The sequence below is a fragment of the Caulobacter sp. D5 genome (genome assembly GCF_003185805.1).
In the GTDB taxonomy this organism is placed as follows: domain Bacteria; phylum Pseudomonadota; class Alphaproteobacteria; order Caulobacterales; family Caulobacteraceae; genus Caulobacter.
On the sequence record NZ_QHJY01000256.1, the window covers coordinates 1 to 16,882 of the forward strand.

Here is a 16,882-nt window from a genome sequence, read left to right on the forward strand (position 1 = left end):
GCAAAACACGCCCCAGACACCAGGCCCACATAGCCCGTGCCAATCATCGCTACGCGCATCTGTTATCCCCTGCTCATCAGAGCCCCGCCAATCGGCGGCACAAAAACATCGGTGTTCGTCATTCGACATTCCGCGCCCGAAGGCAATCGTTAGTCGGTGACAATTTGAAAAGATTTCGCCGACGGCCGAAGTTTCCGGCGCCCACTCGGCCATTAGGCACAAAGGCGCGGCGCTTTTACGGCGAATGAAAAATCTGCATGAATTTAATGTGCAAGAGACGAATTCCGCCAAAGGCGAATGCTTAAAGTCAAGCTCCAGGCATGTATTTGGCTCGCCCGTTAAGGTTACTCCCAGAACGGCGAATCGAAGACAGAAGAAACCAAACAGCTGTTGGCGTGAACGCGCAGGTCTCCCGCACACGCCGGGAAAGACCCTCCGCTGATCATGGTCGAACGAGCGGTGTCGCCCGGCGTTGGGTCTGATCGGGCTTCAAGACCCCCGGCCATTCACCGAACGTCCCCGCCTTCGCGAGGGAGGGACGGATTTGAAGGGCGCGAACAACTGAATGTCGATCCGGCCTAGACCGTCACCTCGTAGAACAGCGGGTCCTCGACGATGTCGTCGCCCTTGACGCCGTTCTCGTCGGCGCGGACCAGGGCTTCCTTGGCCTGCTTGCGCAGGGCCTCCTCCAGCGACGGCAGGGGGATGTGGTCCCAATGCTTCTTGCCGGCCATCACCTCGTCGACGGGGTTCAGCGCGATGCGCAGCCGCTCCATCGACAGCAGATAGTCCTTCAGGGTGGCGTTGTGGCTGCCGTGGTGGCCGACCTTGTAGACGATGGTGCGGCGCACGAGGTCCAGGCCCTCGACGTCGCTGGCCTCGCCCTCGGGCCTGGTCCACTTGACGTCCTTCCAGGACAGCCAGTTGCCGACCTGGGCGTCGGCGGCGAACAGCAGGACGTCGCGGCCGGCGTCACCTCCGCCATCCCCTGGCCCGTCCAGCTCGATGGCCAGCACCAGGCTGGTGTTGTTGGTGTCGTTGTCGAGCTTGATGGCGAAGTCGAGCGCGCTGGAGCCGACGTCGTCGATGCCGCGCCAGCCGGACGCTCCGGCCTGGTTCCAGTAGTTGTCCTGGAAGAACTTCACCTCGGCGCGGGCCACGTCGAGCGGGATCGTGAACAGCGGCGAGAACGGTCGCCCCTCGATCCCCGGCGGCGGCCCGCCGGCCGGCGCGTCGAACGCCATGTCGAAGGTCTCGGGCGCCTTCTTGCTGGGCGTCGACTTGCGGATCAGGTCGTGGTCGCGCGGCGGCCCCAGCACCATGATCCGGGCCTTGGCCCCCGGCGGCCGGTAGGGATCCTGGCCGGGCTTGCAGTAGAGAAGCTTGCCTTCCGGGGCCAGTTCGCGCGCCACCTGCACGGCGTCTTCCGTCGTGGCGCGGCCGCCGGCCGCCCCGAACGGCACGTCGTCGATCCCGAAGAAGTCCATCAGCCCGGCGATCTTCTCGCCCGCCGCCGCGTCGCCGGCCGCCTGCATCTGGCCGGCCACGGCCTGCAGGGCGTCGACCGCCCCGCGCCGGCCGCGCGCGTCGAGCAGCGACTTGGCGAAACTGTCGTCCGGATCCTCGGTCCAGGCCATCCATACCTGGCCGACCTCCAGCTTGCGGAAGATCGCCTCGGCCTGGAGGAAGCCCGAGACGTGGTCGCCGTGGGCGTGGGTCAGCACCAGCAAGTCGATGACGTTGCCGGTCTCGGCGACGACGTTCTCCATCACGGCGTTGATCTTGGCGCGGGCGTCCTTGGTGCCGAGGATGACGCCGCAGTCGATCAGGATGTTGAAATCCCGGTCGCCGTCGCGCGCCAGGCGGACGAGCAGGCAGTCGCCCAGTCCGTGGCGATACATCCTCACCTTGGCGCGGTGATCGGTCACGCTCGCCCTCCCCGTCTCAACAGCAGTCGTGAAGCATGGCGAAGGGCTCGCGGTCGCCCATGACGCCGAAATAGGCGCTGCGGACGTGGCCGGTCCCGCGCGGCGGCGGGGCTGCGGCCGTCTCGGCCCAAGCCTGGGCGAGATTGGCCACCCGCTTCCGGATCAGGTAGCGGGCCTGGTAGCTCTCCAGGTCGAACAGCACCGTGCAGCCGCCCCGGCGGGTGACGCCGCCGCTGTCGGTCCATTTCTGGGTGATCTCGACGACGATGTCGCTGACCGTGACCCCGTCGGGGCCGATCCGCCGGGCGGGCCGCACCGAGTGGACCTCGATCTTGCCGATCGTCACCTCCTCGCTGAAGGTCTCGCCGTTCTCGACATAGTCGATCTTCTGCACACCCTCGTCGCGGTAGAGGCCGAAGGCCTTGAGCTCCAGGTCGGTGGCCCGCTCGTCGAGCGGCACCTGGACCCAGGCGCCGTTCTCCCAGCGCCGGCCCGAGAGCCAGGCGTGCAGGACGCGGGCGTTGTCGCGCGACAGGTTCCAGGCCTTCTGGCGGCGGTTGCGCAGGTTCCAGCCGAGATCCAGCTTGGGCAGCAGCCGCGAGGCCGTGGTGATGACCGGCGGCGGCGCCTCCCAGACCAGGCTGCCGGGCGACAGGTGCGGCACGTTCTGCGGGAAGATCCCGCGCTTGGCGAAGCCGGCGATCAGGGCCAGGCGATAGCCACGCACGTCGTTGGGCACCACGTCGCGGTCGGCGGTGATCATCGCCCGCAGATAGTCGCCGAAGGTGGCGTCGACCGGCGGGCAGTAGTCGAGCGCGCGGATGCAGATGTTCAGCAGCTGCTCGGCCAGCTTGGCGGCCACCCGCGCCAGGGCCTTGACCAGGGGCTGGGGCAGCTGGCCCTCGGGCAGCACGCCGCTGCCGCCGGTGGCCAGCACGATCACCTCTTCCTGGCGGGCGGCGTAGAGGGTCAGGAAGGCGTCGAACACCGAGGCCACCAGCATGGCCCCGCGATCGTGCGCCTCCATCGGCAGCTCGGGCGCGGCGCCCTGCAGCTCCGACAGCTTCTCCTTCGACAGGCCGTCGACCGCCTCGCGCAGGGCTTTCTGGAACTGGCCCTCGCGGCTGGTGGCGCGGCCGAACTCGACGGCCAGCTGCACCAGCGGCCCGCCGCCGGTCAGGTCGCCTCGGCTGCGGCCGATCTGGTGCTCCAGCGCCTCGGGCAGGGTGAAGTGCTGGAACAGGGCGACGATGTCGGCGAAGGCCTCGTGCAGGGCCATGGCGTCGGGGTGGGTCGACTCCCGGTAGCGCGGATGCAGGCCGTCGAGCAGGGCGTGCGAGGTCTCGTGGGCGACGATGTCGTGCGACAGGCAGCTGAAGGTCATCTGGCCTGCGGGCGAGCCGCGCCAGTCGCCGCCGGCGGCGGGGAAATAGCCGAACAGCAGCGCCTTGCGGTCGGGGCTGTAATAGGCGTTCGCGCCCCGGAAGGCGTGCGGATAGATGCGCAGGCGCTGGACGTATTCCTCGCGCTCGCGGCGCTTGGGCTTGCCGACGTCGCCCGTGTTTTCGGGGGCGGCCAGGGTCGGCGCATCGCCCTCGTTGAGCTTGCGCGACGACCATTGCGCCGTGCGCCCCAGCGCCCGCTCGAAATGGCCGATGGTCTTCATCGCCACCGCATAGACCATCTGCTGGTGGAAGCGCGGATCCGACGGGCTCGGCGACAGGCCGTCCTGGCTTAGCAGGTGCGGATGGTTGAGGTCGACCGGCGCATAGGCCGCGTCGCTGACCGGATCGACGTCGATGACCTCCAGATATTCACCGATCGGCCCGGGCTTGAGATTGGCGTCCCAGGGCACTTCCAGCCGCGCGACATTGATGCCGGCGGTGTCCTGCGAGGCGCTGAACGACGGGTCGAAGGCGTAGACGCGCAGGCGGCGGCCGGCCGGCTCGCGCACGGTCGGATTCAGGGCGTGGTCCAGATGCAGCCGCTCCATGTCGCCCAAGGCGGGGGCGGGAGCGGGCGCCGGCGTTGCGGGCGCGGCCGGCGGCTGGACGGTGCGGCTGTCGGACCCGCGCAGATAGGCCTTCAGCCGGCGCGAGGCGCGAGGCTGCTCGGCCAGGGCCTCGCGCAGCTTGCGGCGGCCGGTCTCGGTGTCCGGCGGCTGCGCGGGATCGGGCATGATCGCCTCGATCGCGGCCGACTGCGACAGCTGCAGGATCTCCAGCTCGAGCATCCGCTGCACGGCCGGATCGACCGGCGGCCCTCCGGCCGCGCCCAGGCCCGCGGCCAGGCGGATCAGGGCGAAGGCCGCATCGTCGGCGGGCGACTTTCTGAGCGAGCTGGCCGCCGCCGGCTTGACGCCCAGGGCCTTGTCGGCGCGCAGCAGGCCGGCGCCGAAGGTGGTGCGCGCGCCTGGGCGGGCGCTGGAGAACAGCGCCTTGCGCACGGCCTCCACCCGCATCCAGCCTTCGGGATAGGCGTCCAGCTTGGCGCGGTTCTCGGCGATCCACAGCGCCGCGGCCGCGGCAATCTGCGGCGTGGCGCAGGAGGTGCCCTGCCCGCTCCAGTCGACCAGGTCGGCGCAGCCGCCGACGGCCCAGGGCAGGTTGGGCGTGCAGGCGGCCAGGGCCGTGCCCATCTTGCTGTCGGGACCGTAATTGCCGGCCATCCGCCCTTGGCCGAGATCGGCGTAGGGCGAGCCGTCGGCCATCACCCCGCAGGCGGCGACCACGCGGTTGAAGCGGGCCGGATAGACGACGTTGCGGGTCGGAAAGTTGTTGTCGTTGTTGCCCGCCGCCGTGACGATGAAGATGCCGGCCTCGTAGAGCCGGTTGACCGCCTCGGCCCAGGCCTGGGAGGCGAGCCCCCCCATGCTCATGGTGATGACGTCGATGCGGGTCTTGGGGTCGTTGCGCAGGCCGTAAACATAGTCGAGCGCCTGGGCGAAGGTGCTGGAGCGGAACAGCACCACCCGGTCGGCGATGCGGATCGGCACCACCTCGGCGCCCGGCGCGCCGCCGTACTGCTCGCTGGCCAGGATGGCGATGGTGCCCATGCCGTGGCCGTCCTGCACCCACAGACCCTCGGAGCGGTCGCTGGCGTCGCGCGGATGGTCGCGGTCGACGAAGTTGCGCTGCAGGTCCAGCCGCAGGTGCTTGGGCAGATAGCGGTGGGTCGGGTCGTAGCCGGTGTCGATATGGGCGATGCGCGCGCCCGCGCCGGTCTGGTGGCTGGCCGGGCCGAAGCCCGAATGGTCGCCGTTGCGGAACCACAGATTGTCGCTGTCGACATGGGGGAAGTTGCGACGCTGCGGCGTCGGCTGGGACCGGCAGGCCGGAGCCGCGCCCATCGTCACCTCGGGCGCGGGATAGGACCAGCGCTGCTCGAGGTCGGGCTCGGCGAAGACCGGTCCGCCGCCGCCGGCCGCGCCGAGGCCTTCGCCGCCCTGGTTGGCCAGGGCGTGGCAGAGGTCCCACAGATTGCGCTCGTCGCCCTGCTCCAGGCTGAGCTTCTGCCATTCGGCCCCGCCGCCGCCGGCCGCGGCGAAGCCTTCTCCCTCGCCGGCCGGCTGCGAGATGTGCTCGAACAGAGGCTCGGCCTTCAGCCGGATGGGCGCCGCGCCGACGCCCAGGCGCAGGCTCTGCGACTTGAGCGGCGGAGCCTTGATCAGGACGGCGGGCGTGCGATCGGTCGCCATGGCGCGCGCCTCCTTAAGGCCGCGTCATGACGTGGGCGCGGAACAGGCGCAGGTAGAACAGGAATATGATCAGCGCCCAGGCATAGTCGAACAGGGCGAACCACAGGAAGCCGCCGCCGCAGAACACCCAGACCGTGCCCATCCAGATCCGCCCCAGTATGCCGATCAGGTTGGGGGCGCGCTTGTGCACCGGCTCCAGCAGGCCCGGCACGTAGAGGGCCGTGACCAGGATCAGGGTCGCGCCCCAGCCGCGCGTCCAGCCCGCGACGTTCGGCGCGTCCAGGCCCACCGTCTGCGAGACGAAGTTCGGGGCGAACATGCACAGCAGGCCCACGACCAGGTGCAGGAACATGTTGAAGCCGAGCACGCCGCGATAGACGTTGCGCGCGCGCCTGGCCTGCTCATCCGACCAGCCGATGCTGAGGCCGTCGCTCATCGTCGTTCCCCCTTCAGAAAGTCAGCAGATAGGCCAACAGGTCGGCCTTCTGTTCGGGCGTCAGACCCACGCCGTAGAGGTGTCCGCCATTGCCGTTGCCGGGCAGGGCCGTGTCGTAGCAGCTGGTCCCGCGCGGGGTCGGCTGACCGGGCGTGCAGGCCGTGGTCAGGAAGCCGCCGTTGACCGGGTCGATCACGTCCTGGTCGCGACCGCGCAGGAAGGCCTTGGGCCGCTCGGCCGGCGCTTTCAGCAGGTCGGTCAAGGTCGGCACCGAGCCGTTGTGCAGATAGGGTCCGCGCAGCCACAGCCCGTCGAGCGGCTGGTTGGAATAGCCGTCGGTCTTGCGGAAGTAGCGGAACTGGTAGGGCGTGCCGGCGAACATCTTGCTCAGCTGCTGCTCGCGGAACTCCTTGGTGTAGGAGTCCAGCCGCGCGCGGTCGGTGCCGATCAGGGCGATCGGCGTCACCTTGCCCAGCTTTTCTGCCTTGAAGACGTAGCCGCCGGCCTCCTGCCCGCCGTGGCAGGCGAAGCACTCGGCCTTGTAGATCGCCTGGCCGCGCAAGGCCGCCTGGGCGTTCAGCGGATGCGGGCTGACCGGCGCCGGCAAGTCCATCAGCCAGCCCGCCACCCGCCGGAGCGAGGCGTGGTCGACGGTCTTGGGCGTGACGCCCGCGCCGATGGCGGCCGACAGGTTGCGCTCCTGCAGCGAGGTGTTGTTGCCGTCCCAGTGCAGCTCCATGCCCTCGCGCGGGCGCTGGTTGAAGATCGCCGGGAAGTCGGAGACCCCGTGCACCTCGGCCTCGGTCAGGCTGGCGGCCGGCGTGCCGAACTGCAGCAGCTTGTAGGGGTTGAAGGTGTCGACCCGGCCAGCTCCCCAGGGCGACTGCCGCTCCAGCAGCGGCGCCAGGCGGCCGCGCACGCGGATCAGGCCCTCGCGGAAGCGCGGCATGACGGCGGCCTGCCAGACCAGGCGGTCGAACCAGTCCAGACGCGTTCCGGCCTTCTCCATCGGCCCGAACAGGTCGGCCGGCTCCAGCCGCTCGTCGGTGGCCGCGGTGAGCAGCAGCGACACGAAGCGGTGGAAGTCGAGATTGTTGGACGGCATGCCCGGCACGACGTGGACGACGCCGCCGTCCGAGGCCCGCCAGGTGCCGGTGTGGCAGGTGGCGCAGTTCAGCCAGACCACGTCGACGCCGTTGACCTGGCGCTTGGAGACGCCGATCGGCAGCTCCTTGCGCACGCCCTTGTCGTCGGTTTCGTAGATGAAGCCAAAGGCGGTGTAGTCGCTGCGCCCCTCGAACTGCTTGGGATAGAGGGCCGGCAGGGCCTTCCACAACGCATAGGGCACGCCGCTCTGCGGCTCGGAGCCGATCGAACCGTACTTGAAGTGGTCGACGTCGCTGGCGTAGCGCGGCGTGGCCGAGCCCGACAGCCGCAGCGCCGCGCACAGGCCAAGGCCCAGCACCGCCACCCCCAGGGCGATCAGCAGCGCCACCACCGCCACGCCCAGCCGAAGCTGCCAGCGCGTTGCGGCCAGATGGGCCTCGACCGCCGTCACCGCTTTGCGCGCCGCCATCCTACAGCTCCGAAGCCAGGGGAATGCGCATGTCGGCGCGCGGCTTGTAGACGCTCATGATCTCGTCGATCATCGCCTCGCGGGACGGGAAGCGGGCCTCCTCGTAGCAGCCCATCGGGTTCTTGGGCGCGTTGGCCAGGCACTTGTTGCAGTAGGTGCAGGGCTTTTCCGGCAGGTCGTGGCCGGCCGCCCATTGCTGGACCAGATCCTTGTTGGCCATCAGCGAGCGGGCGATCGACACCCCGTCGACCACGCCCCCGGAGATGGCGTCGCGCACGAACGAGGCGGTCTGGAAGCCGCCCGTGCACAGCACCGGCACGCTGACCGCCGCCTTGATCGCCCGGGCCTCCTCCAGGCTGACGCCCTCGATCGGATGGCCCTTCTTCATGCGGAACCAGATCCAGTGGAAGATCGGCCGCAGCAGCGGGTAGCGGAACAGCAGGAAGTTGCGGAAGCCGTAGACGCCCGAGCTGATCATGGCGTCGTAGGTCACCGCCAGGATGTCGATCGGCAGGTCGCCCGGCGGGTTCAGCGGGTGCGGAAACAGCGAGCCGGACGAGACGTGGATGGCGTCGGCGCCGGCCGCCTCGACCCACTGGGCCACCTGCACCGTGTCGGCCAGGGTGTTGCCCTTGTGCTCCCACGGGATGACGTTGTTGCGGTCGATGGCGCTGAGCTTGACCTGCAGGTGGAAGTCGCGCCCGACCCGCGAGCGGATGGCGCTGATCACGTCGAGCAGGAAGCGGGCGCGGTTCTTCAGCGAGCCGCCATATTCGTCGGTGCGGTCGTTGATCCCCGAGCTGAGGAATTGCGTGAACAGGTAGCCGTTGGCCGCGTGCAGCTCGACCCCGTCCAGCCCCGCCTCGCGCGCCCGCCAGGCGCCGGCCGCGAAGGCGTTGATGGTAAGCTCGATGTCGCCCTTGGTCATGGCCCGGCACAGGAAGCCGTGCAGGGTTTCCCTGTTGCTGGTCGAGGTCAGGCTCGGGCGCATCTGGTTGTGCACGCCCGGCAGGTCCATCTGCCGGCCCGAGTGGCTGAGCTGCATGATGTACTTGGCGTCGAAGCTGTGCACCGCCTCGCCCAGCTTGGCCCACAGCGGGATGAACTCGTCGCGGTGGACGGTCGCGTAGCCGGCGATGATCCGGCCTTCCATCAGCACCGGCACGTAGGACGAGATGATCGCCCCCACCCCGCCCTTGGCGAACTTGCTCTCCCAGTTGATCCGCGTCTGGGTCAGCGAGCCGTCCTGGTTGTCGAAGATGCCCGAGATGTTCGAACGGAAGATCCGGTTCTTGACGGTCAGGTTACGGAAATGCAGCGGCTGGAAGATCGGGTCGCCCGCGGCCGCCGCGTCGGCGGGGGTGCGGATGATCGGACCAGTGGCGGCGCGCGGCGGCAGGACGTCGGTCATGACCGGCCTCCCTTCACGGGAGCGCTAGCCTTGGCCTCGCGCCAGACCGCGCCCAGCAGCGAGGCGGTCCAGTGGTGTGCGGGACAGCGGCTCCAGCTGTCGGTCATGAACACGATCTGGTGGCTGGGGCTGCGATAGCGGGCCGCGTCGAGCTGGAAGAGCGTGATGGCGCCAGGCTCGACCTCGCCCCACAGGGTGCTGGCCGGGGCCTTCCACTGGCGCAGCACGTTGGCCGGGGCGACCGCGCACTGGCAGATCACCGCCTCTTCGGTCAGGCTCTCGCGGGCGAAGGGCTGACGCCACAGGCCGCGCATGATCTTCAGGCCGCGCACCAAGTTATGGACCGCGACGCCGGTGGCGTGGACGGCGGCCGGATCGTTGTCGACCGGCGCGGCCAGGGTCTTGCGGGCCCGGTCGACGGCGCCGGTCAGGCCCCACCACAGGATCTGCAGCGGATTGAACGAGCGCGGGGCGGCGTCCAGCGTGCGTGCGGCCTGCCAGCGATCCTTGCGGGCCGCATAGCCGGGGGCGAACAGCTCGCCGACGGCGGCCTGGGCGGTGGGGCCAAGCACCCCCTCCCCCTTCTCGCCGCGCACATAGGCGGCCAGGGTCGCGCGCTGCTCGGGCGTGCCCAGCTGGGCGTTCTGCAAGCGCTGCTCCAGCAGGGCCTGGAGGCGGGCGCGGTCCTCGGCCTCGCGCGGGGCGACGGCCGGCAGCGGGTGCGAACCGACGCGCAGCACCTTGCGGATGCGCCCGGCCAGCAGCCGGTTGATCAGCGGCCCTTCCTTCTTGAAGTCGCGGTCGAGGCGCGGATCGGCGACGATCGAACGAATGGCGGCCGGCTCGTCGAGGCGGATTACGTCGACGAGGCCGGGAATGCGGATCCGGCTGCTCATCCCGCCGTCCCCTTGGCCCAGGGGAAGAACATGCTGCGGGCGTCGGCGAACTGGGCGGCCAGGGCCGGAACGTGGCGCTCCATCACCTGGCGCAGGCCGTTGTCGCGCACCCAGGCGAAGCCGGCCGGGGTGTAGACCTTGGCGTTGAAGTCCTCGCCGTAGAAGCGGTCGCTCTTCAGGCGGCGGGTGGCCATCAGGATGAAGATGCGGAAGGCGGTGTCGGAGAAGCCGAAGCCCGGCGGCGTGCCGTTACGCGTGCACTGGCTTTCGGCGAGGGTGCCGACCAGCAGGTCGACCTTCTCGACGTCGCCGTAGATCTCCTCCAGCTCCTTCTGCCATTCCTTGTTGTCGGTCAGCTCGGCGAAGGTCTTGGGCGCGCGCATGCTCATGTGGCGCCGGAACTCGCAGTAGCGCGGCACGCCCCGCTCGCGGTCGCGCAGGATGTCGGTGGCGGCGAGATCCGTCAGCACGTCGTTTTCGCGCTTGGGCGGCAGGCTGCGCAGGGTGTTGGGGTAGTTGTGCAGGCACAGCGCGCCCGGGTGGCTGGTGGCCAGCGAATAGACCACGTCGTCGAAGCTGGCGTGCTCGTAGACGCTGGAGGCCTGGCCGCGGGCCACGCCGATCAGGTCGCGTTTGAGCAGCTCCCTGTCGTCCACGTGGCTGCGGAACGAATAGTCGTCCGGCATCAGCGGATGCATGCGGTAACAGGCCGCGAATTCCTCGGTCATGGCGTAGGGCGCGTTGTGGTGGTCGACCGGCGAGCCGGCCACCCCGAACAGGATCTCGCTTTCGCCGCGCCGGCCGAAGGCCCGGTGGAAGGTCTCGCCCGCCAGGCCCCACCAGTTGGCGCGCATGGCCAGACGCCCCTCGGGGCTGTTCATCAGGGCCGGCGTCCATTCGACGGTGTGGATCTTGGCCAGCAGGGCCGAGACCACCAGGCGCGCCTTCTGGAACAGCCACTCGCCCGAGGCCTCGGGGAAGTCGATCTTCAGCCGGTCCACGACCGAGTTGTGCTCGCGCACGAAGACCGTGTGCATCACCGACAGGCCGATCCACCAGTTGCCGTTGACCCCGGCCAGCTCCAGGCCCGGGATCTTGCCGGCCTCGTCGATGGGCAGGTGGCCGTTGGGCTGCAAACCGAGCTTGCCGTCGGTCAGGAACTGGCCCGTCGTCGGGTCGGTGCGCACCTTGATCTGCCGGCGCAGCGATGAGCCGTAGATCTGCGAGGCGTCCCACCAGTGGGTCTCGACATTGGTGTAGGCCTGGGGCCGGCCCGCGTCGCCCGGACGGTCGGGATCGCGCAGGGTCTTGAGGATCTCCATCACCCCGCCCGGCCAGCTGTCGCCTTCGGGGATCGGCACGTAGAACTTGTCTTCCGGATCGTTCTCGCCGTGGCTCAGCCAGTCGTGGACCATGAACTGCAGCCAGGCGCCGGCCAGGGCGTTCAGGTGCGGGACCGGCACGAACTCCTTGCGGGCCAGCAGCCGGTTGCTGATCACCCGCGGATTGGGGGTCATCAGGGCCGGCTCTTCCTCGCCGAAGGTGCGCTCGATCGGCATGTTGCGGCCAAAGCGCGCCCCGGTCATGCCCATCCACGGCTTGGACAGGTCGTTGTAGCTGCCGTCGGCCGTGCGGGCCTCGCGCACGTCGATCGAGCCGGGCGCCGGGTCGGGCGCGGCGATCGTCGGCTCCATCTCGGTGTCGAACAGGTTTTCGTGGCGCATGTTGACGCGCAGGCCCGCCAGCGTCGGCACGGCCAGCGTGGTCGGGTACTTGTGCCAGGGTTGGATCCGGCTCAGCACCCGCGCCGCTCCGCCCAGCAGACTCTCCAGTAACGAACCCGCCACTCGTCGCCCTCCCCGCAGATAGGCACGCCCCACGATTGCAACCCGGAGCTAAACACGGATTCGGTGCAACCGCGAGGGGAATATCAATGTTACGCGAAGGGGAATTTCAGGCGCGCCCGCGACCCTGCCGGCGGACGCGCGCGAACGCCGCCGCCGGGCTCTCCGGCGACCGTCCGTGGCCGTTCGAATTGAAGGGACGACGCTTTCGGCGTCAGCCGGCGTAGTGGCCGGCGTACCAGCGGGCGAAGCGCTGCAGGCCCTCGCGAACCCCGACGACGGGCCTGTAGCCCGTCAGGGCCTGAAGCTTGGAGACGTCGGCGAAGGTAGCCGTGACGTCGCCCGGCTGCATGGGCAGGAACACCTTCTCCGCCTCGCGGCCGAGCGCGGCCTCCAGCGCGGCGATCATGTCCATCAGCCCGACCGGATCGTTGTCGCCGATGTTGTAGATCTCGTGGCCGCCCGGGGCCGGCGGGTTGTCGAGCACGCCGACGATGCCGTCGACGATGTCGTCGATATAGGTGAAGTCGCGGGCCATCTTGCCCTCGCCGAACACCTCGATCGGCTCGCCCTTCAGGATCTTCTGGGTGAAGCTGAAATAGGCCATGTCGGGGCGCCCCCAGGGCCCGTAGACCGTGAAGAAGCGCAGGCCCGCCTGCGGGAAGCCGTAGAGCCGGGCGTAGCTCTGGCTGATCAGCTCGCACGAGCGCTTGGTGGCCGCATAGAGCGAGACCGGGGCGTCGACCGGGTCGGTCTCCTTGAAGCCCGAGCCGTTCAGGGGGCGATCGCCGTAGACGCTGCTCGACGAGGCGTAGACCAGGGCCTCGACGCCGCCGTGGCGGCAGGCTTCCAGCACGGCCAGGTGGCCGGCCAGGTTCGAGCGTTCGTAGGCGAAGGGGTTCTCGATCGAGTAGCGCACGCCGGCCTGGGCGGCCAGGTGGACGACCCGCTTGACGCCCGACGACCGGACGAGCTCCAGCAGAGCCTCGTGCTCGGCGATGTCCAGGCGCACCATCGTAAAGCCCGGGCGGCCGTCGAGGCGGGCGGCGCGGGCCGCCTTCAGGGCCGGATCGTAATAGTCGTTGAACACGTCGACGCCGATCACGGTCTCGCCGCGGTCGAGCAGACGCTCGGCCACATGCATGCCGATGAAGCCGGCCGCGCCGGTGACGAGGACAGGGCCTCCGCTCATACCGCAATCCTCGCTCGTCGGCGCCTGGCCCGGCCGACGGTAAAATCATCGGCGCTCGTCATTCGACATTCCGCGTCCAAAGGCAATCTCTAGCCCCCGGCCGCGTCTCCATCGTGGCCGATTTGCAGGAAAAGCGGCGCGAACGGAGGTTTCTCCCCGACAGGCGTCTGGCAGGCGGTCTGGCAGGCGTCCGCCCGCGACACCATCAGGCGAAGCTGCGGCGGCTCAGCCGGAGGGTGCTTGTGCGGGAACAGCGCTGGTTCCAGTCTCATGGCGAAGCTGGATGCCCGCGATGCGTCATTTGTCGACGTCGCTCCCCGCCATCCCCGGCGCCGCCCGTCTCGAAATTCTCAACCGGCGGATGGAGGGCCTGCGCGCCCTGGCCGAGATCCAGTCGCTGCTGGCCAGCAGCGACGTCGGCGTCGATGACTTCATGCAGATCGTGGTCGACAGCGTGCACCGGCTGCTGGCCGGACGCGGGGCCGTGGTCGAGCTCGTCGACGGCGACCAGATGGTCTACCGCGCGGTCAGCGAGGGCTATGCCGAACATCTGGGCCTGCGCCTGCCCCGCGCCGGCAGCCTGTCGGGCCTGTGCGTCGAGCAGGCCGCCATCCTGGTGTGCGAGGACAGCGAGACCGATCCGCGCGTCGACCGCGACGCCTGCCGCCGGGTGGGCCTGCGCTCGATGGTCTGCGCGCCCCTGTTCGACGGCGAGCAGGCGGTGGGCGTGCTGAAGGCCATGGCCGGCGAGGCCGCCGCCTTCAATGTCGAGGAGATCGAGCTGCTGCGCCACATGAGCCAGACGCTCGGCGCGGCCATCGCCACGCGGGCCGGGGTCAGCGACCTGCGCCGGCTGCTGCAGGAGCGGACGGCGGCGCTGGAGCGGGTGGAGCGGCGCAACCAGCGGCTGGCCCAGCTGACCCTCGACCTGGCCGACGCCAAGCACGAGGCCGAGGCCGCCAACCGCGCCAAGTCGGAGTTCCTGGCGGCGATGAGCCACGAGCTGCGCACGCCCCTGAACGGCCTGGTCGGGTTTTCGGAGCTGCTGGCCCGCGACGCCCTGTCCGGCGACGAGCGCGGGCGCTATCGCGGCTTCGTGCGCGACGCGGCCAAGGCCCTGCTGGCCATCGTCGACGACATTCTGGACCTTTCCCGCGTCGAGGCCGGCAAGCTGATGCTGGAAGACGGCGTCGTCGTCCCGGAGCGGCTGGTCGACAGCTGCGCGGCCATGGCCCGTCCCGACGCGCAGGCCAAAGGGCTGGCGCTGCGCCTCGAGATCGCGCCGCAAACGCCGGACGCGATCGCCGGCGACCCGACCCGCCTGCGGCAGGTGCTGCTGAATCTCGTGACCAACGCCGTGAAGTTCACCGCCGGGGGAAGCGTGACCCTGTCGGTCGCGCCCGCCGGAGACGACCGCCTGCGCTTCACGGTCGCCGACACCGGCCCCGGCATCGCCCCCGAGGCGCGGAAACGCCTGTTCCAGCCGTTCGGCCAGGTCGATTCCACCATCCATCGCCGCTATGGCGGCACGGGCCTGGGCCTGGCGATCTGCAAGCGGCTGGTCGAGCTGATGGGCGGAACCATCGGCGTCGACAGCGAGGTCGGCATAGGCTCGACCTTCTGGTTCGAGATCCCCGCCCGTCCCGCCGACCGCGCGGCCGACGAGGATCCGCCAGCGACAGCCGCCGAGGGCGAGGCCCTGCGCATCCTGGTCGTCGACGACGCCGAGATGAACCGCGCCCTGGCCGAGGCCGTGCTGCGCTCGGCCGATCACGCGGTGGACTGCGCCGACGGCGGGGCGGCGGGCGTCGAGGCCGTGCGCGAACGCGCCTATGATGTGGTGCTGATGGACGTGCGGATGCCGGGCATGGACGGCCTGGCGGCGACGCGGGCGATCCGCGCCCTGCCCTTCCCGGCCAGCGCCACGCCGGTCCTGGCCCTGACGGCCAATGCGGTGAAGGCCGAGATCGACGCCTGCCTGGCCGCCGGCATGGACGGCCACGTGGCCAAGCCGATCGACATCGCCACCCTGCTGACCCGGGTGCGCGACGCAGCGAGGCTCAGCCGCACGCGGCGGTGATCGAGCGGATGATCATCACACGCTCGCCTCCAATATCCGTCTCTCCCCGCGAAGGCGGGGACCCAAGCTGACTTTCAGGAGGAGGCTCGGCCTTGGATCATCCGCCGGCTCGGCTTGGATCCCCGCCTTCGCGGGGATGCTCGGTGAGAGGGGGCCCGAGGGGCGGAACCTCCCTCAATCCCCGATGAACCGATATCCCACCCCCGGTTCGGTCAGCAGGATCTTCGGGTGGGCCGGGTCGGCCTCCAGCTTCTGGCGCAGCTGGCCGACGAAGACCCGCAGGTACTGGGTGTCGTGCATGTGGGCCGGGCCCCAGACCGAGGTCAGCAGCTCCTTGTGGGTCAGCACCTTGCCGCGCCCCAAGGCCAGGCGGGCCAGGACCTCGTATTCGCGCGGCGAGACCTTCACCACCGTCCCGTCGCGGGTGACCAGGCGCTTTTCGAGATCCAGCTCGACGGCCCCGGCCCGGATCGGCCCGGCCGGCGCCTGGGTCGCCGCCCGCTGGCGCAGGGCCACCCGCAGGCGGGCCAGCAGTTCGCCCACCCCGAAGGGCTTTTCGACATAGTCGTTGGCGCCCTTGTCCAGGGCGTCGATCTTTTCGATCTCGCGGTCGCGGGCCGACAGGATGAGGATCGGGCCGTCATAGAAGGCGCGGGCCTTTTCCAGCACCTCCTTGCCGTCCATGTCGGGCAAACCGAGGTCCAGCACCACGGCGTCGGGCGACCACAGGGCGATGCCGCGCAGGCCCTCCTGGCCGCCGTCGGCGCGCAGCGGGTCGTAGCCGGCCGCGTCGAGCGCGGGGGCGAGGAACCGGTGGATCTGCGGCTCGTCGTCGATGACCAGGATGCGGGGGCGAAGCGCGCTCATGATCTCGTCATAGCAGATGGTGGGGCGTGGCGACGCCCTTGGGCAGGCTGATCAGCATGCGCGTGCCCTTGCCGTCGTGGATCGGGCTGGCGGCGGCGATGCGCCCGCCCATGGCCTCGACGAAGCCCTTGGCGATGGCCAGGCCCAGCCCCACCCCCTGGCTGGCGCCCGGCGAGCGGTCGCTGGGGTCCTGCAGGCGGCGGAACTTCTCGAACACCCGCTCCAGGTCGGCCGGCGGAATGCCCCGGCCCTCGTCCTCGATGCTGATCACCACGTGGGCGCGGTCCTCGTAGGCGGCGACCTCGATGCGCGCCCCGGGGGGGCTATAGGCGATGGCGTTCTCCAGGATGTTGACCGCCACCTGCTCCAGCAGGTTCGGGTCGGCCTGGACCAGGCTCAGCGTCTCGGGGAAGTCGCGCACCAGCACCCGGCCGTCGAGGCGGCGGGCCACGCGGTCGGCGGCGGCGGCCAGCACGTCGCGGGCGTCGATCCAGTCGGTGCGCAGCTTCAGCCCGCCGCCCTCGATGCGGGTCATGTCCAGCAGGTTGGCGACGTAGCCGTTGAGCCGCTCGGCCTCCTCCTTGATGCCGAGTGCGAGGTCAGCGCGGGCCGGGGGCGCGAGCTTGTCGCCATAGTCGATCAGGGTGGTGGCCGCCCCCAGCACCGTGGTCAGCGGCGTGCGCAGGTCGTGGCTGATGGAGTTCAGCAGCGCGTTGCGGAAGCGGTCGGAGCGGCGCAGGGCCTCGGCCTCCACCGCGCCCGCGGCCAGCTCGGCGCGCTGCAAGGCCACCGCGCCTTGGTCGAGCAGGGCCAGCAGCAGGCGCTCCTCGTCGGAGCCGGAAACCACGGTCCCGGCCTCGATCCCGGCCACGCCGGCGCGGGCGCCCAGGCCCTCCAGCGGCCAGAAGGTCCAGGCGGCCTGGGGAAGCGTGCCGGTGCCGGCCCCGGCCGGTTC

Annotated in this window: 11 protein-coding genes; 1 reads left to right on the forward strand and 10 read right to left on the reverse strand. The window is 70.1% G+C overall.

Features of this window, described 5'->3' with window-relative positions:
• Positions 1 to 578: 578 nt before the first annotated feature.
• From DMC18_RS16740 to DMC18_RS16775, 8 genes are all read right to left on the reverse strand, one after another.
• Positions 579 to 1,928 carry an MBL fold metallo-hydrolase gene (locus DMC18_RS16740; protein WP_146218101.1) on the reverse strand — a complete coding sequence of 450 codons (1,350 nt, stop codon included), beginning with the start codon at positions 1,926 to 1,928 and terminating at the stop codon, positions 579 to 581.
• Positions 1,929 to 1,944: 16 nt separating this feature from the next.
• Positions 1,945 to 5,625, reverse strand: a complete 3,681-nt coding sequence (locus DMC18_RS16745) for a S8 family serine peptidase (protein WP_110133121.1) — start codon at positions 5,623 to 5,625, stop codon at positions 1,945 to 1,947.
• A gap of 13 nt (positions 5,626 to 5,638) precedes the next feature.
• Complete coding sequence (locus tag DMC18_RS16750) at positions 5,639 to 6,061, reverse strand: hypothetical protein (RefSeq protein ID WP_110117880.1); 423 nt, start codon at positions 6,059 to 6,061, stop codon at positions 5,639 to 5,641.
• Between the two features lie 13 nt (positions 6,062 to 6,074).
• The gene (locus tag DMC18_RS16755; protein WP_110117879.1) at positions 6,075 to 7,637 is read right to left on the reverse strand and encodes a c-type cytochrome; all 1,563 of its coding nucleotides are present in this window, start codon (positions 7,635 to 7,637) and stop codon (positions 6,075 to 6,077) included.
• Between the two features lies 1 nt (position 7,638).
• Positions 7,639 to 9,048 carry an NADH:flavin oxidoreductase gene (locus tag DMC18_RS16760; RefSeq protein WP_110133122.1) on the reverse strand — a complete coding sequence of 470 codons (1,410 nt, stop codon included), beginning with the start codon at positions 9,046 to 9,048 and terminating at the stop codon, positions 7,639 to 7,641.
• Complete coding sequence (locus tag DMC18_RS16765; RefSeq protein ID WP_110117877.1) at positions 9,045 to 9,944, reverse strand: hypothetical protein; 900 nt, start codon at positions 9,942 to 9,944, stop codon at positions 9,045 to 9,047. Before DMC18_RS16765 ends, DMC18_RS16760 begins: the two co-directional genes overlap by 4 nt.
• On the reverse strand, positions 9,941 to 11,791 hold the full coding sequence (locus DMC18_RS16770; protein ID WP_110117876.1) for a peroxidase family protein: 1,851 nt from the start codon (positions 11,789 to 11,791) through the stop codon (positions 9,941 to 9,943). The genes DMC18_RS16765 and DMC18_RS16770 overlap by 4 nt, the downstream gene beginning before the upstream one ends.
• 211 nt (positions 11,792 to 12,002) lie before the next feature.
• Positions 12,003 to 12,980 carry an NAD-dependent epimerase/dehydratase family protein gene (locus tag DMC18_RS16775; RefSeq protein ID WP_110117875.1) on the reverse strand — a complete coding sequence of 326 codons (978 nt, stop codon included), beginning with the start codon at positions 12,978 to 12,980 and terminating at the stop codon, positions 12,003 to 12,005.
• Between the two features lie 301 nt (positions 12,981 to 13,281).
• On the opposite strand from DMC18_RS16775, the gene DMC18_RS16780 reads away from it, so the two are divergent.
• Complete coding sequence (locus DMC18_RS16780) at positions 13,282 to 15,060, forward strand: ATP-binding protein (protein ID WP_158285924.1); 1,779 nt, start codon at positions 13,282 to 13,284, stop codon at positions 15,058 to 15,060.
• A 174-nt stretch (positions 15,061 to 15,234) separates the two neighbouring features.
• Here the strand turns inward: DMC18_RS16780 and DMC18_RS16785 are convergent, their stop codons facing one another.
• Both DMC18_RS16785 and DMC18_RS16790 read right to left on the reverse strand, forming a co-directional pair.
• The gene (locus DMC18_RS16785; protein WP_110117872.1) at positions 15,235 to 15,927 is read right to left on the reverse strand and encodes a response regulator; all 693 of its coding nucleotides are present in this window, start codon (positions 15,925 to 15,927) and stop codon (positions 15,235 to 15,237) included.
• A 7-nt stretch (positions 15,928 to 15,934) separates the two neighbouring features.
• Positions 15,935 to 16,882 (reverse strand): sensor histidine kinase KdpD (locus DMC18_RS16790; RefSeq protein WP_233248192.1); only part of this gene is annotated, 948 nt, incomplete at its 5' end.